This is a genomic window from Aneurinibacillus thermoaerophilus (assembly GCF_019603355.1).
In the GTDB taxonomy this organism is placed as follows: domain Bacteria; phylum Bacillota; class Bacilli; order Aneurinibacillales; family Aneurinibacillaceae; genus Aneurinibacillus; species Aneurinibacillus thermoaerophilus.
The window spans coordinates 1,318,669-1,343,404 of record NZ_CP080764.1 but is presented as its reverse complement, the minus strand read 5'-3'; the positions used below and the strand labels follow the sequence as shown (position 1 = coordinate 1,343,404).

Below are 24,736 nucleotides of genomic sequence, written 5' to 3'. Positions count from 1 at the left end.
ATTTTTGCTCTTAGAGCCGCAAGGATTTTTTGACCACAAAAAGGGCTTTACACCAACTTATAGAGGAATACAGGGCCCCAAACCCATTCTACTAAATCTCCGTATCTTACTATCGCTGTAACATACTGCAAATTTGTTTACATCTTTTCCCTTGTGTCCTTGTCAAGGCTTCTTCAATCTGAATCCAGCGGATATCCTCTGTCTCCTCTCTGCTTCGCTGTAGCATTCTTGCTATACGCACGTCTTCCATGACGTACGGGTTATTGATCCGCTGGTGAGGTTGTAAGCCATAGTGTTGCCGCAACTTGTTTTGTTCTTGCGCTGTCAACGTCTCCCACGTTATGGTTTCATACTTCCCGGTTGTAACCCTTGCTTTGTTGCCTGCGGCGTTTTGGTTTCTACACAGCTTGTTCCGATCTTTTGGTCCTGTACTTTTTCCACCGTGCATCCGACATCTCCCGTTTTTCATCGGGATGTTTTGGCAACTTGTCCCCTTTCGGGTTAACGCACCGCAGATGGTTGTTTGTCCTCGCATCATTGTTCTAATCCCTCCGTAACTTGCATGGGGTTTGTGTTTGAAGATTTTAGACGAAAAAATACCCCAGACGAACTTTAAAGTACTCGTTTTGGGTTAATCTGCTCAGATTTCAAGTTAAAATAAAGCCTTTGAAAATTTATCAGTGTTTGTCAAGTTTTTAGTGTTTGGTTTGTTGGTGGTATTGTACGATCTCCTGTTGCTAAGCTGTAAACCCGGTAAAAATATCATTCATCATTCTCTTTAATGCTGTTTAAATATTCTTCTAAGAATCTCTTATCATCTTCATCCTCAGGCACAAAGCCTAGATATTCGTACTCCCAAACAATACTTCTCTCGTTATCATCAGCATCTGATAAGTCTTGATAATTATAATTAATTTTAAATTCGCCTTGATTGTCAAAAATTAAAGTAAGATTTGTCCATGGATCTTGTCCAGCATTTTTAAATTCTTCCCATAATTCCTGAAGTTCGTCTAACAATTGATGCCACAGTAATTTAAATTGCTCTTTATCTATATTGAACAACTCAGGAACATCATAGAAATATACTGGTTTTTCTTCTCCTTCTGGATAGTAATAAAAAAACGTTTTCCCCACATCTTCGGTAATTTCTCCGTATAAATAAACCTTTTTCCAATCTTCCGGAATCATTTGGATAACCGTTTGAGCAATTTTTGTATACAAACTTCCCAATTTGTTCTCGTCCATTTATTTGCCTCCTGGCTTATTATTAAATCGTACAGGTACCCACTTCTTGTTTCCAATCTTATACTCTATTTCAAAACTTACTGGGCGCTGTGAATCACCTTTGTATACTGGATTAATTTTTACCTCTACAGACTTAGGTGGCTTACTATTTAGAGCCTTCGCCTACATATTCTCAAGTTTCTTCCACTCACCTTTATTCAGATTACCATTCATAGGAACTAGGTTGTCAAGACTACCCGAACCTTTAAATATAGTTGCTATTAAATGTCCGCCTTCATCGTCTGGTAGTCTATCTTCTCTACCCACCACCTTCTGAGCATGGGTATTTCTTTTTCCTTGTTCTAAATTAAGTTTTCCTTCACAACTTACTATACGCCCCTTATCATCGGTTTTGTAAGTGTGTCCCGATGGAGTTGTATATTCGACGTTCGGTTTTAATACCTTTCTTCTTTTTTCATCTCTTGTATAATGGTCACCATAGTTTACCTTAGTAGGAGGTTTCGAAGGTGTAGCTTTTGCCGTCCCCTTAGCTACCCTCTCAGCTCCCCCTGTCGCGGCATCCTTCCCTTCTTTTTTAATGAACATCACAGTAGGGAATTGGGAGCCAGTTCCGGTATCTACTGCCCTGACCTCTACCCTGTACGAATATCTTGAATATCCCGCTTAATCTTATCCTTGACGCTCTTTGCTATCTTTCTGATAGCGGCTTTTGCCGCTAGTATCGCATCCTTAATGCGTTTTTTCAATTTCGCAATCGCGGCTGCAATTTCCTTACCGACTTTCCTAATCGTCCGCGCCGCCGTCAGCACTTTCCCCTTCAACGGGTCGATTGCCTTCTTCGCCAATCTAGCAAAATCCTTCGCCTTGTCCGCTGCCTTGACCATCTTTTTCTCGATTTTCGCCGTTTTCGCCGCTTTCATGGCCCGTTTGGCGAACTTGGCACCCGTAGCTGCGGCTCCGGCAAAGGGGATGCAGGCGGCAAACAATAATGCGGCATCCGCGTAGTTCCCTCTGGCCAAGGAGATGATTCCGTTGGCCACGTCCGCGATTTCGCCCACGCCGGGGATCAAGCCGACCACGTCCAGGGCGAGCTGCACGCCGTCCAGGAGATTGCCCCAAAAGCCGGACTCTTCCTCCTGCTGTGGCGGCTCCGTTTCCAGTTCTTCCTCCTGCGGCAGGTCTTCCACCACTACAGGCGCTTTGTACGAACCTTCCATCTCGAGCCGCGGCGCCTGTATGTCTGAGGTTCCATCCAGCACGATGCTGCTTGCGCCGCACAAGAGGTAGATCCCCTCCTGCGCCTGGATGCTTACCTTCTTCTCCACCTGGATTTCCACATCCTTTTCCGCCGCAAAGACGATGGGCTTCATGCTGTGAATCTCGATTCCGGCCTCTTCATGCAGCTTGAGAAAAATGTTTCCTTCCTCGCTCTGTTTCGCGGTGAAGACCAGTTCCTTTCCGGCCATCATCATCTCTTTGCCGTGAGGGGTCCCCCAGTACTTCACGCTAGGATTCGCCATCTTGGGAGAGCTTCCCCCTCCCTTTCGCACCGAGCTGATGGCCAGCGCTTCTTCTTCCCGGCTGCCGGGGAAGTACAGCTTTACCGCGTCACCGAGTTGGGGCATGCAGTGCCGCTGTGCCCTTCGGCGGTGTAAAAGGTGGAATACGAGAACCAATATGCCTCGCTTTTCTTCTGTTCCTTGTCGATGTCCAGATGGATCCGGACGGTATCTTTGGCGACATCGATGATCTTTCCTTCCAGCGAAGCGCCAATCGCCAACGAGGGCTTCGTTGTGGATCAAGTTTTGCCGGATGCCTTTTTCTTGGACCAGTATGTATTCGTATCTCAAGATGCCGTTTTTCATCTCGGCTGTGGAGCGGGCAACCATCCATTCTTTTCCCTTAAAGGTAACCCGATCCCCTATATTCACATAGCGGTCTGTCTCTACGACATGACACATAAAGGCTTTTTCGTCCAGTCCTGCGAAGTAGTTTTCGCTCGTTTCCATGAACTCGGACAAGTTTTTCTTCACGCAGTAATGTGTATCTGACAGCTCCGCCGGCCTTCCTTCCGGCATGCCAAACCAGAACTTGGGCATGTCCGCCGCCGCTTCCGGCAGCAGAACGGCCCCAAAATGGGACGCCATTCGTTTCAGAAACTGCCAGTCTGTTTCATCATATTGAATGATACACTTACCCAATTGAAAAGATTCCGACGCTTGATCGATATAGTCTGCCCCGTGTCAAGGCCGGCTATAACTTCCCCAAAATCGCCGTTTTAAAATTCCCCAGAAGGGCTCCTCACGAACCCTTCTGTTTTCGTGATGCAGCCTTCTTTTCCCGTAATCTGTAGCTTTCACCTTTCATGTTAAAGATACGAGAATGATGCAGAAGTCGATCCAACATCGCTGTCGCAATAACTGGATCTCCCAATACTTCTCCCCATTCACCAAATGACTTGTTGGAGGTCATGATGATAGAACCACGTTCATAGCGGCGAGAGATGACTTGAAAAAGATAGTGGGCACTTCCGTGCTCTAGATGCATATAACCCATCTCATCCACAATGAGTAAACTTGGCTTTACGAATGTGCGAAGCTTTTTCTCCAACTTTCCTTCTTGGTCCGCTTTTCGTAACTGGGAGATTAGCTCCTGTGCTGTAATGAAATATACCTTATGCCCTTGTCCAATTGCCTCAAGAGCGATGGAAACGGCAAGATGTGTTTTCCCAATGCCGGGAGGACCAAGAAAGATGAGGTTCTCTTTGTGTTTCAAGAATGAAAGGGTCATCAATTCTCGAATACGCCGTTCATCTACAGAAGTCTGCACAGAGAAGTCAAACTCGTCCAACGTTTTGCGAAACGGTAGTTTCGCCAACTTGAGTAACGTTTCCGTTGTACGTTGATGCTTCTGCGCAATTTCTGCTTCTAGAAGGCTGAATAAAAACGCAGAGTATGGTACATTATTCTTGGCAGCTTGTTCTGCTGCTTCCGACCACATATCGCATATGGTCGGTAAATTTAATCTTTGACAGTACTCTTCGATTTTCTCCATCATGACATCTCACCTCCGGTGAGCTCGTCATATTCAGAAAGCGAACGAGTATGTACCTCAAAATGAGAAGCGGGTTGAGAGCGGCCAACTCCAATGTCCTGTTTCTCATTTTGCTTTTGCGGAAGGAAAATCACGTTCTCGTGAAGCTGTTTGCACGAGATGCGCACTCCTTGATAGTAGGCTGTCACTTGTCCATCTAGGGACTCTTTGACCAGTATCTCTTTTTGTGAGTACTCTGGATCCACAATCCATTTCACGCCACGATAGGAGAACGTCCCGTCGAAATGCGTCTTGCGATAGGAACGATAACTTGTGTCATAGTCCGCTTTCTGGAGAATCGGCTGAAGCTTTTCTTCTGCCCAACGCTCTTGCGGAGAAACCCCTGTCGTATCGTTTTTCTTGCGGTTTCCAACGCGATCCAGCCATCGAAGAAGCTGTTGGTTCAGATCCTCTACCGAATCGTAAGATGTCCCTACATAGAATGAATTTATAATGTACTGAATGGCTCGCTCTACTTTGCCCTTTGTTTGAGCCCTGTAGGGCTTACAAGCCTTCGGAGTGAAGGAGTAGTAAGAGGCAAACTCCGCAAATCGTTCATTCCACTTCACCACACCTTGTTCCCGTCCATCTGTCACAGTCTTCATGTTGTCAAACAAGATATGTTGCGGAACACCGCCAAAATACTTGAAACTATGAATGAGACACTGCATCAAGTGCTCCTGGTCTTGAGACGTTGTCACTTCTGCATACTTCATTCTGGAGTATCCTAATACGGCAACGAACATTGTCAGCTTGACTGGTTCGCCATGTAGGATCACGGTGCCAATTTCTTTCCAGTCTACCTGCATCTGTTCTCCAGGCAACGTTTCATACCGTACGGTATACTTCGCTCTATGCGTATCCCGAAAGGGCTTGATGTAGTCTTTCAGGATCGTTCTTCCCCCTGTATAACCAAGGCTCTGGATTTCTCCATACAGTTTCTCGCTGTTAAACACACCATCTTCTATCATGCGTTTATGCAAGTAGTCTTTATAGCGGTCTAGTTTACTTCCTCGGCTCGTTCGTTTCTTTTTCAAAGGCGGGGAGTTTTCCCCAAGATACTTACGAACTGTTTTTCGATCAATCCCCAACTGCCGGGCAATGTCAGAGATAGACATTCCTTTCCGGTATAACTCCTTGATCATAAAAAATTCCCCTCTCGTAATCATGAACCATAGCTCCTCTCAGATGTCTATGGTTCTTATTGTAGGTTGGGGAATTTTATTCCGGCTATATTGGGGATTTTATCATCGGCTTTAACACCCCGGGGTAATCCGCTATGATGGTATCGATCAGGCTGGTGTGTTGTTGAAAATAGATTAGCGAATTTTGTTCAAAGGTACTTGACGGTTACACCATATTTTTCTTCCTCATTTTTTCACATGCAAAAAAGGCTTACTCCTCCTCATTGTTCGAGTTGGAATAAGCCTTTGAAAGTTTATCAAGTGTTTATAAGATTGTACGATCCTGCCTCTAAAATGTAAACCCGGCGAATAAAAATTAGAAACTTAACCTATCCTTTTCTCATTTTCAATACTCAATACATTATTTCACTTGAACAAAATATTTTACAAACTTGAAGTGTACTACGCTTGTGATTTACTAATCTCTTCAAACCATTGTTCAAATAGATCATCTGGAAGTAATTCATCATCATTTGAATATACTAACTCATATTTATAATTTGCCACTAAACTATTTTTTTCTACGTTATAATGCAATTTCATTTCAGTCGGCATCTCTCGATTGAAAGCATTACATACCTCATGTATTTTCTTTAAATCCTCAATACAAATATTTAAGAGCCCTAATTGTCTATCTCTTGAAACATCATAATTATATTCTTGTGTTCCATTTACTAATCTAACGGCGTCGTTAACCTTATGTTTTAGTACAAATGTCTTATTAATCCTATAAAACACATTGAAATAATAAGTCTCTGGTTCATAAGAACAATATAAATAAATATCCTCTGCTTTATGGTCTACGTATTCTAAACATACAGATACCATATCAGCCTGTAACTCTGAAAAGTAATCTTCAAAACTCTTAGTCAATAGAATCACTCCTTAATTTTTTATAACAAGCTTATCAATAGCTCCATCAATTTCATAAATCACTTCAAATTCTGTAGGTCTAGGATTTTCACCGTCATACTTAATTTTAACCTCAACTTTTACATTTTTTCCGTTTTTTATTGCTTTTGCCCATTTATTTTCAAGCTTTTTATATTTACTCAAGTTTACTTCACTTGATTGCGAGACAAGATTGTCTAACTCAGGAGAACCACCGAACCTATCTCCCGCCAGATGACCTGCATGGTCTCCTGGCTGTTTACCTGGTGTATTTGAAGCATGCGGTAATCGTTTATCTCTTGTAGTCAATTTTAAATCATCAGCACTAAACTTTTCAATTCTACCAAGATGATCTGTTTCATAATCATATTGGTGCTCACCAGCTTTATACTTCACATTCGGTTTAAGTTTCCCTGCATCATCAAATGGATTATCGACAAAAGTCTTATTAGGAGCTTTACCCGTCCCCTATGTTGTAAAGCTGGCGATCTACAACGAATGGCGGCTATTGTTTGTTATGAACAACGCCACCTTTGGCTGGATTAGCTTACCCGTTGTTCCACCTGTTCGGGCATACGAAAGGCGGTTTTGTTTTTCATCATGCCGTAAATAATGTTGACTAAACGGCGCATGACACATACCAACGCTTGGGTTGGCGTTTTTCCTTCTTCTTTCTTACGGTTGAAGTATTCATAAAATAATGGGTTGCGAGGCTTTTTGCTGCCTTTGGATACTTGTACTTGCTGTACTGCTAGATTGTAAAACAAGCCATGCAGTACCCTGTTTCCCTGTCTACTTTTTTGGTTCGTACCTTTCCCGCCAGAACTGAAATTGACAGGCGCTATTCCTGCAAAACGTGCCAGTTTGTCTGCACTGGCAAAGCGGTTGATGTCGCCAATTTCCGCCACTAACGCCGATGCTGTTACCAAATCAATCCCCGGCATCGTTTCCAGTTTGTAGTCTAGCCTATCCATCATCCTACTTACTTCGTTTTCTACATACTGGATTTCCTGCTTTTTGAATTTTATATCTCGCACATGGCTTTGAATTAAAAAGTCTCGTTGTTCCTGATAGCTTCTTGTCGTGTCACCATCTGCTCGTACAAGTGAGAGAATGTCCTCTGCTTTCCTTGTAGAACAGGCGTTATGGCTAGACTTCCGTAAAAATGCCGCCAATGTTTCTACCGAAACACCTTCGAGTAAATGTGGGGCGGGGTACTTCTGCCAAAACGCCAGCGCACACTTGCCGTCAATGTCACTAAAAAACTTTCGGTAGCTGGGGTAGTGATAACTCAGCTGCATGTGCAACTGGTTTTTGAGCGCTACCAATGCTTTCACCAAGCCATTCCTTCTCGTCACCAGTTGACCAATCGTCCAGTACACGTCTTGCGGGTTTGCATCGGGCAATATGTCCAGCTTGTTTAACAGGATTTTCGCTACACATTCCGCATCCCAGCTATCACTTTTTTGTGTGGTCGGGTAGCTTTTGCGCTCGGCATACGAAAAGGCGGAGTTTACTTCTTTCACCTTTTGGTTATTTTCCAACAAGTACACCGCTAACGAGCGACCATATCCACCTACATCTTCCAACCCATACACAGGGGTCATGCCTTTTTTCGTAAACGACTTTACATATGCCATCAGTTCATGGAAAGCGGCAGGTTTATTTTCAAAGGTACATTCCCCCAGTTTTTCATTCCAGCAGTTTATGACCACAGCCGTATGGGTTTTCTTATGCAGGTCAACTCCTACATAAATATGCTTCTGCTTATAGTGCATGAAAAAGCCATCTCCCCTGTTTATGAATGGTGTCAAACAACAATAAACGTCGGCAACCTGAGTTCAAGCGTTCGTCTAAAGACCCGCATTGGGACGCCAGCCTATCCGTTTATTTCTCGCTCAACGTAACCTGCCTAATCTATAATAAAAAGGTTCTATTTTTTAAATACCGCAGAAAACTTTTTATAAAATGGCTTCGTGCTGTCCAACTGCTTGGATGCCACCGTATGTATAGAAGCCCTGGTAAAACGCCTTGCGATCCAGCATATTTTTCACCTGCACTTTTGTAAACCGTTTGCCTTGTTGTGTACGATAGCCTTCGCTGTTTAGCTGTTCCGCCAACTGCGACAGCGACCATAATGAGTTTGTTTCTCTAAGCGCAAACAATCGGCGAACAATGGTTGCCTGTTCGTCATGAACTTGTATCTTCTTTTGTCCTTTTCTTGCCGTATAGCCAAACGGGACTCTGCCTCCAGCATACCCTCCTTCCTTCGCTTTCTTCGTTCTGCCTTTTCCCAGTTTCATCGCAATTTCCATCTTCTGATACTGGTCTAACAGTTCTAGCATTCCGTTCACCAAAAAATCGTTCGGGTCTTTCGTATAAATGCTGTAGTTCGGCTGTTCAATCGCCTTCACATCTACGTTATAGCGGCGCAACTCTCGTTGCACTACTACTTTCACCATATCCGAACGCCATAGTCTCGACGTATTCAGTACAACAATGCCCTCTACTTCTCGCCATCGCAGGTCATACAACATGTCCTGTAACCCTTCCCGTTCAATCGTTAACTCCTCTTCATCTACTTTTGCGCCGCTTATTCCTCTGTCCTCATACATATGCATAAGGTCAAGCCCGTTCGCTTCACAGTATCGTTCAATTTCTTCCACCTGATAGGCGAGGCTGTACCCGTCTTTTACCTGTCCTATGGTACTTACCCGTACATATCCCACGACTTTCTGTCGCATGTATTTCCCCTCCCGTAAAGAAAATTGTAATTTTCGTAACGGTTTACCGTTGATGCGTAGTATACGACCTCATCCAAAATCTGCACAACCCGTAATTTTATGCTCGTTTTCTTCACCAGAAGACCGTACACTATACGCAACCGTTATTTCATACAAGAGGAGGTGTCCCCTTATGTCCTATACCGTTCGTCTTCGTCTCAACGAAATTCTTGCCGAACAAAAAAAGACGCGAAAACAGCTTGCCCACCAAGCTGGTCTGCGTCCTTCTACTGTCAGTACGTTATGCAATCAACCGGTTCAGCGCATTTATCTACGTACACTCGCTTCTCTCTGTGAAACACTTGACGTATCCATCAGTGACTTGCTTGTTCTAGAGAAACACTAAGCCACTCCTAGCACCGCCGTATACACAGGTTCAAGTATTCTCTCCCACTCTTTCCTTGCCAGCCCGTTGAAATCCAACACATACTGGCTGGCAAGTTCTTTTTTCACTCCTTCTCGTATATACCGGGTGTATAGATTTGTTCCGTTCTGTATGTTTCGTATTTGTTCTGCCTTTTTCGGTTTCATCGCTGCCCAGTCTGTTATCACTGCCGCATAATACTGCTTGTTCTGTTCCGGCGGACAGTCTCGTATATGTGTCAGTTCAATATTTTCGGCTGGCTTATACACAATCTCAATGCGTGTCAATTCCCCTTCCATTTGTATCCCATGCCTGTCCCAAAGCTCCTGCTTCTTATCATACACCCGACAGTAACCATTTTGTTTTCGCTGATGCGGCACTCCGAAGTATCGAGTCGTTTTATACAAGTGTAAAGATCGCCGTATATCGCGGCTCATCACCACTACATTCTCTAGCGAAAACGGCACGTCATACGCAATGTCACAGCTTACAAATTCTACTCTGCTTGCTTTCTGTCGCAACCATTCCCATATCTCACTCAGTCGTTCGTAATATTCCGGTCGTGTCTCCAGGCGCAACGTATGTAAAAATCCTTCCTTCTCCCGAAAGTTCTTGTAAAACACATGTAGATATTCCCCCTTTCCCATCCGTATATGAAATTGATAACAGTATAATTTTCGATATACTCTCCAGCGTACCTTGTACTTCTGCAACAGCACACGCATAAAAAACCGATAAAATACAGACAGCGGCACGTCTTTGTATTCCAGCACAAGTTTGTCTACTGAAACGGTTGGCGTCATCCTTGTTCTCCCCCTTGTTTACCAAATTTTTTCGTAGGATATATAAAAAACTTAACACTTATTGGACTATATCATTATATTTTCCCCTCCCCATTCTCCCGGCTCAACAACAAAAAAAGCACCTGCATTACCCAGAAGGTAATCAAGTGCTCGAAGTTTGTTTGTATAATAAGTTTTCGCAAGTGTAGAAGGTTTCAAAGGATGCGGACAATCCGCAAGCTACGCACAGGCGTATGATATGGGCAAAAGTATGACACATATCCCGTTTGGCATCAAGAATAACATGTATGCCTACGAGCGCTTTCGCTCATGCCGTTCTCTTCCCCTGTCCGGTGTATTCAGTGGGATTCCTTGTAGAATGGCAGCATACCCGATTCTCGTAGGTTATCGCTGTAACATACTGCAAATTTGTTTAAACCTTTTCCCTTGTGTCCTTGTCAAGGCTTCTTCAATCTGAATCCAGCGGATATCCTCTGTCTCCTCTCTGCTTCGCTGTAGCATTCTTGCTATACGCACGTCTTCCATGACATATGGGTTATTTATCCGTTGGTAAGGTTGTAAGCCATAGTGTTGCCGCAACTTGTTTTGTTCTTGCGCTGTCAACGTCTCCCACGTTATGGTTTCATACTCCCCGGTTGTAACCCTTGCTTTGTTGCCTGCGGCGTTTTGGTTTCTACACAACTTTTTCCGGTCTTTTGGTCCTGTACTTTTTCCACCGTGCATCCGACATCTCCCGTTTTTCATCGGGATGTTTTGGCAACTTGTCCCCTTTCGGGTTAACGCACCGCAGATGGTTGTTTGTCCTCGCATCATGATTCTATTCCTCCGTAACTTGCATGGGGTTTGTGTATGAAGGTTTTAGGCGAAAAAATACCCCAGACGAGCTTTGAATACTCGTTTGGGGTAGATAATAGTTCTAATCATTCAGTTTTATCTTCAATACTTTTTAGATATTCTTCTAAAAATTCCCTATCATCGTCATCCTCTGGAATGAGTCCTAGATACTTATGTTCCCAAATTATTTGCTGCTCATGAGGATCAGCCTTAGAAAGATCATTATAACTGTAATCAATTTTAAAATTACCTTCATTATCAAGTATCAAAGTAAGATTTGACCAAGGTTGATTTGAATTAACTTTAAATTCATCCCATAGTTCTTTTAATAAATCTAATAATTGATACCACAATTGATCATACTCGTTTTCATTAATATCAAACAACTCAGGAATATCATGACTATATACAGGTTCATCACTCTCAACTGGGTAATAAAAGAAATAAGATTTACGCACTCCCTCAGTTAATTCGGCATACAAATAAACTTTATCCCAATCCTCCGGTATTGTTTCAATAATATTCTGTGCAATTGCTTGATATATACTGCCTAGTTTAGCTTCATCCACCTGATTTCCCTCCCGAAACATTTTCAAAATCGACTTTTACCCATCTGCCTTTTCCAATCTTATATTTTATTTCAAAGCTATCAGGACGTTGAGAGCCATCTAAATACTTAGGCTTAATTTTTACCTCTACTGATTTTTTTTGTTCTAAAGCCTTTGCCCACATGTTCTCAAGTTTCTTCCATTCACCTTTGTTCAGATTACCATTCATAGGAACTAGGTTGTCAAGACCACCCGAACCTTTAAATATAGTTGCTATTAAATGTCCGCCTTCATCGTCTGGTAGTCTATCTTCTCTACCCACCACCTTCTGAGCATGGGTATTTCTTTTTCCTTGTTCTAAATTAAGTTTTCCTTCACAACTTACTATACGCCCCTTATCATCGGTTTTGTAGGTGTGTCCCGATGGAGTTGTATATTCGACGTTCGGTTTTAATACCTTTCTTCTTTTTTCATCTCTTGTATAATGGTCACCATAGTTCACCTTGGTAGGAGGTTTCGAAGGTGTAGCTTTTTCCGTCCCCTGAGTAGTTTTATTCCTGTTGCTTCCTCCAATTGATATTGAGCCTCTTTCATTATTTATAACATTTATCACATGGGGGGGTAATCTCATTGCTGCCTTTGCCATTTGCTTAGTAACAACCGATAAACCTTTGTCGCCTACTAAGTTTACAACCTTATTCCCCCCAAATTTCCCAATCACATAAGCTCGCTGCTCAGGGCTCAATTTCTGAAATTCATCATATTCTTTCTCTATGCCAAGGATAACTTTGTTCGTTGTTCCGAACGGGTCACTCACCATTTGTCCAGCAAATTTTTTTGCCTTGCTATACTCTCCCCTCAGGGATTGACCAATATTTTGTACCGTTTGCTCTGGATTATACCAAAGTTGTTTTGCTAACTCCACTGTATCTGTGAACGCTTCTTTTCCACCATCCCAAACTCCCTTTCCAAAACTTTTAGATAGTACAAGGGCCTTTCGCATGTCATTTTTTAATCGCTTAACCCTTTCATTCTGGCTGAGGTTATTCTTTATCTTCCTTGCCTGGGTAACAACCTTTCCCCCTTCACGCTTTACGAATGCAGTCGCTTTTTGTTTCGCTGCTTCCAATGTCCCTTTTGTCTTCTTTGTAAATGCTTTCGTTGCCCTTGCCATCGAATTCAAAAATTTTTGTGTTTGTAATACTGCCTTCTTTGCGAATGCTTTTGCTGCTTTCCCTATCTTTTTCCCCGCTTTTACAATCTTCTTTACTGCTGTTTTGGCTACTTTTATTCCCTTCTTTATAGCCATTTTTGTTGCTTTCACAGCCGATGTTATAAACTTTTGTACCTTTACCCCATTCTGTTTAATGGTCGTTGTGAGCTTGGATACCGTTCTCTTTATGGCTGTTCCTGTTTTTGATGCCGTTTTTTTTATCGCTGTTACTCCTCGTGACACTGTTCGCTGCACGGCGGCTGTCGCTCTTGACACCGACTGTGAAAACTTCCTTATTTGCAGTCCTGCCTTCTTTTTTAATGTCCCCCACCAGCTCATGTCTTCCGCCCAGCTTTCTTAGCTTTGACTGCTTTTAGCGCCATTTTCGCTCGTGCGGCCACCTCACCAACAAAAGGGACACATGCCGCAATAGTGCGAGCGATGTCTTTCCCGCCTTCCTGAAGATTCCCGTCCGCATCTCCTGATCCCGGGATCAATCCTGCTACGTGCTGGGCGAGTTCCGTCCTGTCTCCCTCCCATTCTTTCTGTGGAGCTTCCTCTTCTTCTATCAAATCGTCTACAACAACTGGCCCTTTCACCGTACCTTCCATTTCCACTCGCAAACCCTGAATATCGGTGATGCCATCCAGCATCATACTGCTTGCACCGCATACCATGTAGACAGCTTCCTGTGCCTGGACACTTAGCTCATTACCTGCATCGATTTTCAGGTCTTTTTCCGAGGTAAAGACGATCGGTTTTTCGCTGTGGATTTCGATGCCATCTTCTTCATGCAGCTTGAGGAAGATTCCCTCTTCCTTGGCGGTAAAAATAAGTTCCTGTCCCCCCAGCATCATCTCTTTGCCATGCGGCGTTCCCCAGTATTTGATAGTGGGGTCTTCTACCTTGGGAGAACGGTCTTGTCCTCTGCGAATGGAGCAAATGGCTACCGCTTCTTCTTCCCGGTTGCCCGGGATGTACAGCTTCACAGTATCTCCTAGCTCCGGCATGCAGTACCAGCCACTGTTGCTTTCAGCGGTGTAGGGTGTGGAATACGGAAACCAGCAGGCTTCGTTTTTGTCCTGGGTTTTATCGATATCGAGGTGAATTTTGACGGTGTCTTTGGCTACATCGAGGATTTTGCCTTCCAGGGATGCCCCTGTAATCTGATCGTTAAAAATCAGGTTTTGCCGGATGCCTTTTTCCGATGCTAATATGTATTCGTAGGTCATGGTGCCGTTTTTCATCACAGCCGTAGACTCAGCAACCACTCGCTCCTTCCCTTTGTAGGTTATTCTGTCTCCAAGATTGAAATAGGCTTCGCTTTCTATTCGATAGTACAAAAAATCGTTCCCGCTCAACCCTGCTGCATAATCGTTCTCTGTTGTTTTCATATAGATGGGAAGGGTTTTCTTCACGCTGTATTGATGCTCCCATAGCTCTCCCGGTCTTCCTTCCGGCATGCCGAACCAAAACTTTGGTGCATCTGCCGTCGCTTCTGGAAGAAGAACCGCACCAAAATGGGAGGCCATTCGTTTCAGAAACTGCCAGTCTGTCTCTTCATATTGTATGATGCATTTCCTAAGTTTGGAAGTCTCCGAAACAGTATCAATATAGTCAGAACCAGAATAATTGGCGAGGATTGTCTCGATCAAGTCAGTGTATAGCATGTCTTTATTTTGAAAGGAGCGGCTTTTCCGCTTCACATCCATCCTGCACGTATGGGATCTGGCTTCCAGTTCTATGTAATAGATACCTCTAACAGCCTTGATCTCGATATGGGACACCTGTCCGCTAAAAAGTGGCCGTACGATGCGACCATTTTCCACCTGGTTAACTTTCACCGTATCCGTACTGTTTGCCATTTCAATATAGAAGTCTTGTTGTTCTTCCGGGATTATCCCTGTGACATAGAGTTTCGCATGGTCATTTACTGTTTTCACAATTTTAATTTCATTTAGACGTTGCACCTCATAAGGAGATATAAGCTCAACATTTCCATACCCTGCCCTCATTTCCACCTCACCCCTCCTTTACTTTTCCTGTGAAGTCCATAATAAAGTGACATGTTCCTTCTTCAGTCCCCGCTACATCTACCTTCCATTTCTTACTCCTGTCCATCATCTACAATACTGATGATCCCAGCATACATACACTGGTTCGTGCATTTGTTGAGAAGTGCGGGATATTTCCCGATCAGGACATTCTGTTTCCCGTTTATCCATGGCATCGTCACAACTGGCGTGCAAAGTATTCTTGTAAGCACACCTTTATTGGCCGCTGTGGCCGCCGCTACTGCCGGGTTGGCCATACTGCTGCACAAGCCGAAAGGCATGATGTTAATGTTTGGCTTATAATCCATAATGTTCAACTGTGCCTTGCCCCTGCTGTATACGCCATGACTGAAAGGAGCTTGCAGTTTGCTCTTCGTACTTCCATAACTGCAGGATAACACCGCCCCTGCCACTACATAGCTTTGCCCTTCCCCGTTACTATCAAAAATTTTGACGTCCATAGGTTATCCCCTCTCTTCAACGATTTCCTTTTCTACTTTTTTGAGCCGAATCCCCGTAAAATCTCTCCGCAATAAGCTTTCTGCCACATCCAGACTAATAAGAATGTACTCTTCCATAATCCCTTTTATTTTGAAAATTTTATAAGGCGCTGCTTTGCTTTCATCAATCACTAGCCTTTTTAACGTACCGTCTTTATGAAATTCAGTTTGCTCGGACAGACAATCTATACGAGGCGGCACAATCAGCCAGTATAGCTCCTGTCTCAACCGTTTCATGTCCTTTAGCATAACAGATTTAAAATACAGCTTCGGCACATACTTTTCTATGATTTGCTTGCCTCTATCAGATAGCAACGGAATAGGCTTTTCAATAAAGTCTACATATTCTGTTGTATCTTGTTCCCTAATTTGAAACTGAAGATTCAACTTGTCCATGTCACGGACTTTCTTTTTTGTCAACATCTCTTTTGTAATCACCTGGGATATACCCATCGGCTGGACAGCATCCTGTATCCTTTCATCCTGCGAAATGATAAAATAGTTCATCCTTTGTCCCCTTCCCTGGAAGTTAGAATTTCAAAATAATGCTTTCCCTTTGACTGTTATCGAGTCTTACTTTTTCAATATCTTCCACAGAGAATACCGCATTTTCAAGATTAGCCCCTTTGAAGTTAGTAGCGGTAAGGTTGGCTCCTACAAACACAGCGCCTTTGAGATTTGCATTTTCAAAGTCAGCTCCCTCAAGGTCTGCTCCTTCAAAGTTCACCGCAGTAAGTCCTGGCATTTCCCAATAGGTTGAATCAATTAAACCACTTAACCCTTCAACATCACGAAATATGGCACCTTTTAGATTACTTTGGCTAAAGTCGGCTTCACTAATTAGGCTGTGGCTAAAATCCGTTCCTTGCAAATTACAATGAGTAAATTTTGTACCAAGCAATATACACCCACGCAAATTACTTTTTGATACGTTACTGTGCTTTACATCTGCATATCGTAAGTCAATGCCTTCATAATCCCCGTGGGACAAATCAAGGTTGGAGAATACTTCATACGCGTACTCATACTCTAGCTTTTCTTCTAGCCATTCTTTCATCTCTATGGAATCTTTTACTCTTGTATCCTCTTTATAGACAATTTCGCTAATATCCAGGTATTCTCCGACCCGCACTTCCAATTCCTCTTCTCTCTCGATATCCGAATATTCGGGCAATGCGGTTGCCTGTGACATCGCATACTTGGCAAGACTGACAACATACAGATTGTATTTTTTAGCCTCTCTCAGCTTTATCTTCTCAATATCCGGTTTTGTGATGGCTCCCATGTATGTTTTACTTCTTTTTTCCAGTTCACTTTCTAATCGATCTAGAAATTGAAACGCCCAGCTAGCATCATATTCGATCTGGCATTCCTTTCGATCAAAAAACCAGGTATTATCAAAAGCCTCTAGTAAATAAATATGTCTTCCTTCCAAAATTTCCGTACGCAACATGGAATACGTAATATATCCGATGTTATTCTTTTCTCCTTGTGCTTGCATTTCTTTTATTTTTAGGCATAGTTGCTTAAAAGATTGGATAAACCCCTGAGCGAGTGCATCTTTATGCATTTGAAAGTATTCTTCCAAAGCGAACAGGCTTTCAAGACTTTTGCTTTCTACATCGTTTTCTATGAACTGCTGCACTACTTCCTCTTTAACCATTCTCTTTCTCCCTCCTCATTCTATAGCGCTTAGTTTGTTTTTACTTCCTTACCTGTGATGCTTGTGTTGCCATCCATCTTGATGTTGCTTTCCTTACAAGTTATATTGATCTCTTCTTTAGCAGACATGACAATTTTCTTTCCCGCGCTCATCGAGATATCTTCCTGCGAGACAATTTTGATATTTTTTTTGCTGAAGATTTGAATTCCGTCTTTTTCACTTAATTTGATGAAGATTTCTCCATCTTTTCCGGTAATGACAATCTCTTCCGGGCTAAGCATTATTTCTTTACCGGCCGCCGTTCTGAAATATTTAATGCCAGGATTTTCAAGCTTATTCTTTTCTCTGATCTCCGAATCTTTCCGTACCGAACTGATCGCAATCCCTTCTTCTTCTTTCTTGCTTGGAAAATAAATGCGGACATAGTCATTTATTTCCGGCATACAATACCAGCCGGTGTTTCCTTCTGCTGTATATACCGATGAATAAGGGAACCAGTATGCTTCGGCTACGCTTTGTTCCGGATCAATGTCAAGATGAACCTTGACATTGTCTTTTTCTACGTCGATTACCTTTCCCTGAAGAGACAGTCCTGTAATTCCTGAATGATAGAAGGTGTTCTGACTCATCCCTTTTTTTGAACATAAGATGTACTGATGCTTTAACAGGCCGTTTTTCATCTGTGTATATGCTTCGCAAACGAATAGACTTTTTCCTTTGAAATCTACCCTGCTGCCAATGTCAAGCACTTGATCTGTCTCTGCTTCATAGTAGATGAAGTCGTTTTCATCAACACTCTGGATGTAGTTCTCTGAAGCATTCCGGAAATCTGATATTTTTTTTCTTACACTGTAGTGAAAGTCCTCCAGCTTTCCTTTTGAGCCGCCTTCTGGCACCCCGAAGTAAAACTTGGGCCTGTCGAAAGTAGATGCCGGTACCAGCCCCGTGTTAAAACGGGAGGCCATTCTTTTTAAAAACTGCCAATCTGTCTCCTGATACTGCATGGTGAACTTTTCGATACGAGCGGCTTTTGAAGCTACATCCATAACATCCACACCTGGATAGTCAGAAGCTACTTTTTGTAGCAAAGCGGAATAAGGCATGTCCTTGTTTTGAAAAGAGCGGCTTTTCCGTTTAACATCTAAACGATACGTATGGGATACAGCTTCCACCTCTATATAGTAAATATCTCTAACTGCTTTCACTTCAATACTTAATACCATTCCAGTAAAGAGAGGGGTACTGTTGGACTGTTCATCTATCTGATTGATCTGGATCTGTGTGTGAGTATCAGTCATCTCGACATAACTATCCTTTAGCTCCTCCGGTACAATTCCCGTAAAGTACAATCTAGCATGATCATTGATTTTCTTCGTGATTTTTAACTCCAGCAGGTTGACGAGCTTATATGGAGATACCTGCAAATTGTTATATGTAATAACAGATAGACTCATATATCAGTTTCCCCTTTCTCATCGGACTATTTTCACCGAGTCCATAATTCCCATTGCTACAGGTTTCCAATCCTTCATCTCTTCTTCCGTGCAATTGAATGTACACAGGAGGGCTCTTCCCTCCAGCTCAGCAAAAAATAGTAAGTTATAAATGTTTACGTCCAATGCCGGAGCTAGAAAATCACAGAACCCAATGTTTCTTCCGTTCACATTTCTTACACCTTCTTCAAACCATCGGGCCAGTGGCTGCGTCTTTTTGATGACTTGCACCATGCTTTTTTTGAACGCCTCCATATTTGTATCATGTAGCGGGCTTTGTGTATGGTTGAAGGCAATGTTAATGGAGGCACTTTCATTTGTGTAGATCAGATTCGGCCTTCTTTCAGAAGGGTATTTCAAAGACGCAATTTCAGGAGGCATGACGATAAACGTCTCAGGCAAACGTAGCTTGACCTTATCCTTCAGTACACTTTTTTCCTCAAATGGGATGATTTCATCGTTTATTTCAATAAAGTCTGTTTGCACATCCTGCCGTACAGTTCCTTCATAACCATTATTTTCCTTGAAAATTCGAGCGAGTTCCTCCTGCTTTTCATTCATCAATTCAATAATTTTTTCATCCATATATTCCATCAGACTCACCATTCCTTGCTATACTTAATCCACAATCACTCTCTGAGGTCCGCCAGGTCTAAGCCCTGGCTTCGCTTTGCTCCCACCTTTGACCTCTTCCAAAATGCTTCCCAAATATTTATGTATCTGTCCATTCGAGTATTCCTTGTATCCTTTTCCCAACCTGTTTGCTATATAGTGAAGAATGAGTTCCCTGTCCACAATGCCCTGGTTCATGCACTGCATAGAAAATGCGATGTCATAAGGGTTTGGGTTTACACTGCCACTTTTTAATATTTCGGTTGCAAAGTACCTTAGGATAGCGGGGTTAAGGGTACTTTTTCTAAAACCGGAATATTTCACATGGATGATATTCACAGTATTGTATTCTGTAGCAAAGTCGGCAAAACTCTGGTATTCTGATCGTAATCTGGCTCCTGGCTTTAATTTAAACCGTCCCAGTTCCAGTTCATCCTGTTTTATCCGCACATCTTCATCCAGAAATATTTCTGTACCATAAGAAATGAAATCTGCGTGTACATCTTCTTTTTTAAACTGTATTTTAATTAAGATCTCTTCCCCTGTAGCACGGTAAGGGATTTGGCAATCATTTTCAAGCATATACATTCTGCCTCCGTGCTTCACGATTCCGCTTGTGATGGTAAGGCAGTCTTCCTCAATGAGGATCTCAGCCCCTACAACAACCCCATCCGAATAATCTTTAAACCGAATGTCGATGAAGTTCCTGGGATAATCCCTTAGACTCTCCAACATCTCTTTCTTCAAGATTCTTCCTTTCTTGAAGTTTGGATAAAGATCTAAAAACAATGACGCCTCCCCTTTCCTCTATATTTCATTATTTCCATCCATCAAAGTAATCCAATTCCGAGAGGTCGTTTTCAAAGGCGAAAAATTTCTTCTTGCCTAAATAAAGTTGTTCATTTTGTCTTGCAACGGGAACGACATGAAAGCCCCAATTGTCTTTGTCAGCAAACACAAAAAATTTCACTTCTCCATTTACAATGGAATCCGTATCGTCCTGAGGTATATTTCCACCATATTTCTCGGCGATGTTCCGGTACAATACAGGCTTATAGTTTTCAGCACAATTTATGTATACATACTTGTGCCGTATACTTCCCTCGTTTCCTTTTAAGTAGAATTCGATCTCTGTAACCCCAATCGGCCTGGATATGGATCCCTGAACCTGGCTCAGTCTTTCCTGGTTTCTGATCAACACTTTCTCCTGCCGATTATGTGTAAATGCAGTTAACGAATAAGGAACTACCGGGGCATGATTTGTGATGCTGGCCTCGATATATCCCGCTTTTTGGGCATTGAGATATCGCAAGGCTCCTCTCAAGCAGGATAACTTTAAGTCCGGCACCTTTCCCGTATCTTCTGATTTCTGTCTGAATTCGATACTCCTTCCTGGGACAAATTCCTTTAACGCTTCTCGGAAAACGTCAATTCTGCATGACTGACCTGTGAGTTTTATGATTGAATATTCCTGAAGCCTTCCCTCCTGGTAAAAGTCTTCGAGAAACTTACGAACGATTTCATAAATATCCGCTTTAATAAGCTGATTAATCTCTTTTATATTAAAGACTACATCTGGAACATCATACACATCCTTACATCGTCCATTTTCCCACACTGATAAGAACCAGCGATCCACTGCTGTGATTTTAAGGTCATTTTCGCGATAGTTCTTAGTTTCAGAATAAAACCGGTTTCTCAAAATACCGGTTTTCCGAAAAAATTCTTTTTTCATATCCTCTGCAATTTCCCACAAAAAATAAAAATTATTTCTTACCCTCTGATATTCATCTAATGTTCTGTTCTCATACTCCTTAAATCGGGTCGGAATTATTTTTTCCGCTGCACGGTAGTAAGCTTCAAATTTCTCATATACTGATCGAACCCCAAACTCATCTACATGCCGAAAAATATCCGTTCCAGGAATATCAATTAAGCTGTCGATATCAATTGCGCTCTTTCCATTACTGTAATAGTCTGCAAATACGATCTTCATAAATTGTAAAATCCGATAGGTGATGTTATTTCCTCCGAAATTCGTATCCCCGTTTTCATAGTTTGTATGAATATCAATTTTATAAGAGATGTGCCCATCTTCAATTCGAAACAAGCAGGAGGAAAGATCAGTGGTACCCCCACCACAATCAATGACAAGAGCTTTGTATTCTTCTCCATCTATAAAATTATTTTTCTCTATCTGATCAGCGATCGTATTAAAAAGCACCGCCATGCCTTCATCCAGTGCATTTTCGGATTCAATGTGATACTCCGGCAATATTTCAGTAAACATCTCGATAAACTGTGTTTTTAATTTTACCGGGCTGGATATATGTAGATTTTTAAAACGGCACTTAAACTGGTGCTCTGCCATCTTTATCACATACATGATATACGCTCTTAGAATATCGCTTCTTTTCACTTGCGCTGTGTTTCCCTGACCATCCATTACTTCCTCTATCTTCGTATAGCTGTTTACCCATCTCTTGATCCCATGAAATGTTGTAGCATGACCGCTGTATCCGTTCTTTTTCATATATTTCAGTGCTTCATAGCCGAAATTATACTTGATGTCTTGAGGGTCGGAGCAATCTATCACACTCACTACTGTCGGTAGAAGCTCTATCCATTCCTCCTTGGAAGTCGTATCAGGAAACATAACAAAATTAATGCTATTCAACCTTATCCTTCCATTTAACAAATCATTACTGCAAGGAGAAGATATATATCCGTTATCAAGAAAAGCTCCGGCTGTTGTGTTGGAAGTTCCAAAATCTATCGCCAGCGCTGTCTCTGTTTCCTCAAGCTCTCTAATCTCCAAATCTGCAATCGGTATCTTATAGTAGTGTAAGTTTGTAGGAGGAAGGGGTCTGTCCTCATAGTAGGTTTTATAAATATATTCTGAATCTTGCTTTCTAAAAAACAAAAAGCTGTAATTTCTGTTTCCGGTTCTTCTTATTTCAACTTCTTTTTCCGTAGACAGGTAATAATCCCCAACATCGTCTTTTACGAGATTGAGAATCGCACACAATTCGAGAGCATCATTCACAAGCAGTACATTAGATTCAACAATGTCATGTCCAACCTCCACACGATATTGATCCAGCTTGTCTACCTTTAACCCAGTATATATGGTCATTTTCGCTGGAATTTTTATATTTCCGTTATCCGACAGCGGTGTATTCAAATATTTTTTAAGGGCGGACTCTATTCTTTCAAACCCGTCTTTTTTAAAGCTCTTTATCAACAAGCTTTCTTCGGCACTTCTAAACTTTAAGATAGTATCAATTAGACTCTCCCTGTCTAACGTATTGATCAATCCTTTGACTAACTTTTCCTTGTAACATATGTTTCTCAGTTGAAATGTCGTCATCTCCAACAGTTCATCCCGTGTGTACCTTACTGCATTTCGTTCCCCTTCTCGGCTATTTTTATTTATATACAGCCTGTATGAATATGTGTTCATAGCAACCTGCCTCCCTTGCCTGCCTAATTAGTAGAGCGCAATGTTGTCCATTCGCATGGTTTCCGCGACACCGATAATACCAAAGTGGTTTTTCCAGTAAATTTCCGTATGAAAACGCACAGGGAGAAAAATTTCTTGAATAAGCTCAAGCTTTGCTTGAGTTGTCTCATTTTCTTCCTGACCGATGTAAATAAGCAACTCATCCTTTTCTTCACAATTTGCGTAAATGATGCAACTCTTAAATATTTTTCGCATCGTATCTCTAAACAGATATAACGCCTCGCCTGTTTCATATAGCCGCAAAATATTATGAGCGAGCACTTCCCTTTCTTCTCTATTAAATCGTCTTATTTTTTCTCTAACACTGTTTCCGAGAAGACCCCTTTCAATATCCCTGAGTACAAACTTGATATAATACTCCCGCTTGTTCATCCCCTGTATAAGATCAATATCCGCTAAAAAGTGAATAATGATATCAAACAAAGTGTCCCTTAACTCTATATCATCGTTGTTATTGGCATCGAACAGATCGCGGAAAATGTCGTAAAATCTATAGTAAGGATTGATTTCTACCTTTTGTTCAATAACCCGCGTATTAATCAATTCATTGCTTAGCTCCATATAGGGCGAATACACTTTAGCAGGAACGAAACGGATATACTGTTTCTCGATGCCAGACTGTTCCGCCTTTATGATTAAGTCCCATATGTAATTCAAGATAACGCTCCTTCACATTTGTATTCCGGAAAATACAGTTGTACCTCTGATACTAGAAAGCTCATAAGATCATAGAGGATAAAGCTGCTGCTTTCGCGTGCCTTGAATCGAAGCCGCATAATTTTTTTATCGCTTTCAACTCCCATATTATCGTTTATGAATCGGTTCATCCCGTAGGTTTGTTCCATTCCATGCGCCCGTTTGCTAATTTCTATATGCTTTAATTCAAGGTACCTGGAGACTTCAAACGAGTTTATGATCCTCACAATTTCCCCTTTCGCTCTGACGCTCACTGCTTGCTTCCGGGCAAATCCGCTAACGAAGCTGTTTTCTCGCTTGTTTGATACCAGCTCGTATTCTATCCTGCCGATGTTTGTTTCTACAGGTTGTGTGATTTTAAGCACATTCCATACCTCTGATTTTTCCCTAGGTGACACAATAATAAGCTCCTCTGGCGTTCGTTTGATGTAGCGTATTATCTCCTCGTTCCCCTCCACAAGGTAACCATGTTTTGTGCCCATTTTTCGCAGTGATAACACATGTTCGAAATTTACCTTGTCAGTAGCCGGAACTGGAAAGCCGATGTTTTTTAAAGGCAGCCTTTCTATATTCCATAAAGGGATCATATCGAGTTTTTTATATTTTTCATATTCTTCCAGATCGATTGTTATTTCCAGTATTTCTTCCTCTTCCTTTAGCGTTCCCTCACATCCCACCAACATGACATCAAAAAATTTATTCGCGTACGGATGGTTTATAGTTCTCCAATGAATTCCATTTATCAAGAAAATATTGTATAATTTCTCTATTTCGTGCATATAAGCTTCGTTCTGTTGAAGACGTACCTCGATCCTATAACGTCCTCCTGTGGTGATTATCTCTCCTGAAAATATTCTCTGGCTATCTATAAGTTTTTTTATTTTCATGAAGTTGCACTGTAAAAATATCGTCAGTAGACGAACCTCTTCCTTTCGATCTACTTTGCATGCCAAACTCTTCATATCATAAGTCTTCTCTTCTACATCTTCAGGTATCATCGGGTATAGAAATTCATGGACTGGATCCAATTTATCTCTAGAGCATACTGTCACATAAACATCATATTTCTCCTCGCTATCTCTCACCTCGTTAAAGACCCGTTCCTCCAACTTCCTGTTCATTTCTTCCTGATATTCCACCAGATTTAAAAAAACCCCTGTGATAATATTTTTCAGCAATCTACGTTGCTCAAGGTCTTCCATCTTACTTAACCTTTCCATTACAATGTCTTTCATGA

24 protein-coding genes and 1 pseudogene are annotated in these 24,736 nt (G+C 42.0%); 1 reads left to right on the top strand and 24 read right to left on the bottom strand.

Annotation, left to right across the window (positions count from 1 at the left end; all coding sequences use genetic code 11):
- Window positions 1-109: 109 nt before the first annotated feature.
- The 10 genes and pseudogenes from K3F53_RS07170 to K3F53_RS07125 form a co-directional block, all read right to left on the bottom strand.
- The gene (locus K3F53_RS07170) at window positions 110-538 is read right to left on the bottom strand and encodes an HGGxSTG domain-containing protein (protein WP_220559970.1); all 429 of its coding nucleotides are present in this window, start codon (window positions 536-538) and stop codon (window positions 110-112) included.
- 224 nt (window positions 539-762) lie between these two features.
- Window positions 763-1,245 carry an antitoxin YezG family protein gene (locus K3F53_RS07165; protein WP_057899195.1) on the bottom strand — a complete coding sequence of 161 codons (483 nt, stop codon included), beginning with the start codon at window positions 1,243-1,245 and terminating at the stop codon, window positions 763-765.
- Window positions 1,246-1,830: pseudogene (locus K3F53_RS07160) on the bottom strand (DNA/RNA non-specific endonuclease).
- Between the two features lie 47 nt (window positions 1,831-1,877).
- Window positions 1,878-3,446, bottom strand: coding sequence for a hypothetical protein (locus tag K3F53_RS07155; protein ID WP_057899197.1), 1,569 nt, complete (start codon window positions 3,444-3,446; stop codon window positions 1,878-1,880).
- Window positions 3,447-3,546: 100 nt separating this feature from the next.
- Window positions 3,547-4,302 carry an IS21-like element helper ATPase IstB gene (gene istB, locus K3F53_RS07150; protein ID WP_057897355.1) on the bottom strand — a complete coding sequence of 252 codons (756 nt, stop codon included), beginning with the start codon at window positions 4,300-4,302 and terminating at the stop codon, window positions 3,547-3,549.
- Window positions 4,299-5,507, bottom strand: coding sequence for an IS21 family transposase (gene istA, locus K3F53_RS07145; protein WP_057897356.1), 1,209 nt, complete (start codon window positions 5,505-5,507; stop codon window positions 4,299-4,301). The genes istB and istA overlap by 4 nt, the downstream gene beginning before the upstream one ends.
- Window positions 5,508-5,924: 417 nt before the next feature.
- Complete coding sequence (locus K3F53_RS07140) at window positions 5,925-6,395, bottom strand: hypothetical protein (protein ID WP_057899198.1); 471 nt, start codon at window positions 6,393-6,395, stop codon at window positions 5,925-5,927.
- 12 nt (window positions 6,396-6,407) lie between these two features.
- Window positions 6,408-6,809, bottom strand: a complete 402-nt coding sequence (locus tag K3F53_RS07135) for a DNA/RNA non-specific endonuclease (protein ID WP_091260491.1) — start codon at window positions 6,807-6,809, stop codon at window positions 6,408-6,410.
- Window positions 6,810-6,955: 146 nt separating this feature from the next.
- Complete coding sequence (locus K3F53_RS07130; RefSeq protein ID WP_057899199.1) at window positions 6,956-8,191, bottom strand: IS110 family RNA-guided transposase; 1,236 nt, start codon at window positions 8,189-8,191, stop codon at window positions 6,956-6,958.
- A 183-nt stretch (window positions 8,192-8,374) separates the two neighbouring features.
- A complete protein-coding gene (locus K3F53_RS07125; protein ID WP_057899200.1) occupies window positions 8,375-9,157 on the bottom strand; it encodes a recombinase family protein in 783 nt (260 codons plus the stop codon).
- Window positions 9,158-9,329: 172 nt separating this feature from the next.
- Between K3F53_RS07125 and K3F53_RS07120 the strand changes: the two genes are divergently transcribed.
- Window positions 9,330-9,542 carry a helix-turn-helix domain-containing protein gene (locus K3F53_RS07120; protein ID WP_057899201.1) on the top strand — a complete coding sequence of 71 codons (213 nt, stop codon included), beginning with the start codon at window positions 9,330-9,332 and terminating at the stop codon, window positions 9,540-9,542.
- Here K3F53_RS07120 and K3F53_RS07115 read toward each other — a convergent pair.
- From K3F53_RS07115 to K3F53_RS07050, 14 genes are all read right to left on the bottom strand, one after another.
- Entirely contained in the window at window positions 9,539-10,363 is an 825-nt protein-coding gene (locus K3F53_RS07115) for a hypothetical protein (protein ID WP_057899202.1), read from the bottom strand. The genes K3F53_RS07120 and K3F53_RS07115 overlap by 4 nt on opposite strands.
- Before the next feature lie 384 nt (window positions 10,364-10,747).
- A complete protein-coding gene (locus tag K3F53_RS07110; RefSeq protein ID WP_057899203.1) occupies window positions 10,748-11,176 on the bottom strand; it encodes an HGGxSTG domain-containing protein in 429 nt (142 codons plus the stop codon).
- 107 nt (window positions 11,177-11,283) lie between these two features.
- Window positions 11,284-11,766 carry an antitoxin YezG family protein gene (locus K3F53_RS07105; RefSeq protein ID WP_057899204.1) on the bottom strand — a complete coding sequence of 161 codons (483 nt, stop codon included), beginning with the start codon at window positions 11,764-11,766 and terminating at the stop codon, window positions 11,284-11,286.
- Window positions 11,759-13,297 (bottom strand): DNA/RNA non-specific endonuclease, encoded by a 1,539-nt coding sequence (locus K3F53_RS07100; RefSeq protein ID WP_082706035.1) that lies wholly within the window; start codon window positions 13,295-13,297, stop codon window positions 11,759-11,761. The genes K3F53_RS07105 and K3F53_RS07100 overlap by 8 nt, the downstream gene beginning before the upstream one ends.
- Window positions 13,294-14,973, bottom strand: a complete 1,680-nt coding sequence (locus tag K3F53_RS07095; RefSeq protein ID WP_246615711.1) for a contractile injection system protein, VgrG/Pvc8 family — start codon at window positions 14,971-14,973, stop codon at window positions 13,294-13,296. The genes K3F53_RS07100 and K3F53_RS07095 overlap by 4 nt, the downstream gene beginning before the upstream one ends.
- Window positions 14,974-15,065: 92 nt before the next feature.
- Window positions 15,066-15,473 carry a DUF4280 domain-containing protein gene (locus K3F53_RS07090; RefSeq protein WP_057899206.1) on the bottom strand — a complete coding sequence of 136 codons (408 nt, stop codon included), beginning with the start codon at window positions 15,471-15,473 and terminating at the stop codon, window positions 15,066-15,068.
- Between the two features lie 3 nt (window positions 15,474-15,476).
- Window positions 15,477-16,019, bottom strand: coding sequence for a hypothetical protein (locus K3F53_RS07085; protein WP_057899207.1), 543 nt, complete (start codon window positions 16,017-16,019; stop codon window positions 15,477-15,479).
- A gap of 22 nt (window positions 16,020-16,041) precedes the next feature.
- A complete protein-coding gene (locus K3F53_RS07080; protein ID WP_057899208.1) occupies window positions 16,042-17,175 on the bottom strand; it encodes a pentapeptide repeat-containing protein in 1,134 nt (377 codons plus the stop codon).
- A 29-nt stretch (window positions 17,176-17,204) separates the two neighbouring features.
- Window positions 17,205-18,629 (bottom strand): contractile injection system protein, VgrG/Pvc8 family, encoded by a 1,425-nt coding sequence (locus K3F53_RS07075; protein ID WP_057899209.1) that lies wholly within the window; start codon window positions 18,627-18,629, stop codon window positions 17,205-17,207.
- Window positions 18,630-18,647: 18 nt separating this feature from the next.
- Entirely contained in the window at window positions 18,648-19,262 is a 615-nt protein-coding gene (locus K3F53_RS07070; RefSeq protein ID WP_246615691.1) for a hypothetical protein, read from the bottom strand.
- A gap of 24 nt (window positions 19,263-19,286) precedes the next feature.
- Complete coding sequence (locus K3F53_RS07065; RefSeq protein ID WP_057899211.1) at window positions 19,287-20,069, bottom strand: hypothetical protein; 783 nt, start codon at window positions 20,067-20,069, stop codon at window positions 19,287-19,289.
- 28 nt (window positions 20,070-20,097) lie between these two features.
- The gene (locus K3F53_RS07060) at window positions 20,098-22,743 is read right to left on the bottom strand and encodes an Hsp70 family protein (RefSeq protein ID WP_220559927.1); all 2,646 of its coding nucleotides are present in this window, start codon (window positions 22,741-22,743) and stop codon (window positions 20,098-20,100) included.
- Window positions 22,744-22,770: 27 nt separating this feature from the next.
- Complete coding sequence (locus tag K3F53_RS07055) at window positions 22,771-23,460, bottom strand: hypothetical protein (RefSeq protein ID WP_057899213.1); 690 nt, start codon at window positions 23,458-23,460, stop codon at window positions 22,771-22,773.
- On the bottom strand, window positions 23,457-24,734 hold the full coding sequence (locus K3F53_RS07050; protein WP_057900356.1) for a hypothetical protein: 1,278 nt from the start codon (window positions 24,732-24,734) through the stop codon (window positions 23,457-23,459). Before K3F53_RS07050 ends, K3F53_RS07055 begins: the two co-directional genes overlap by 4 nt.
- Window positions 24,735-24,736 lie beyond the last annotated feature (2 nt).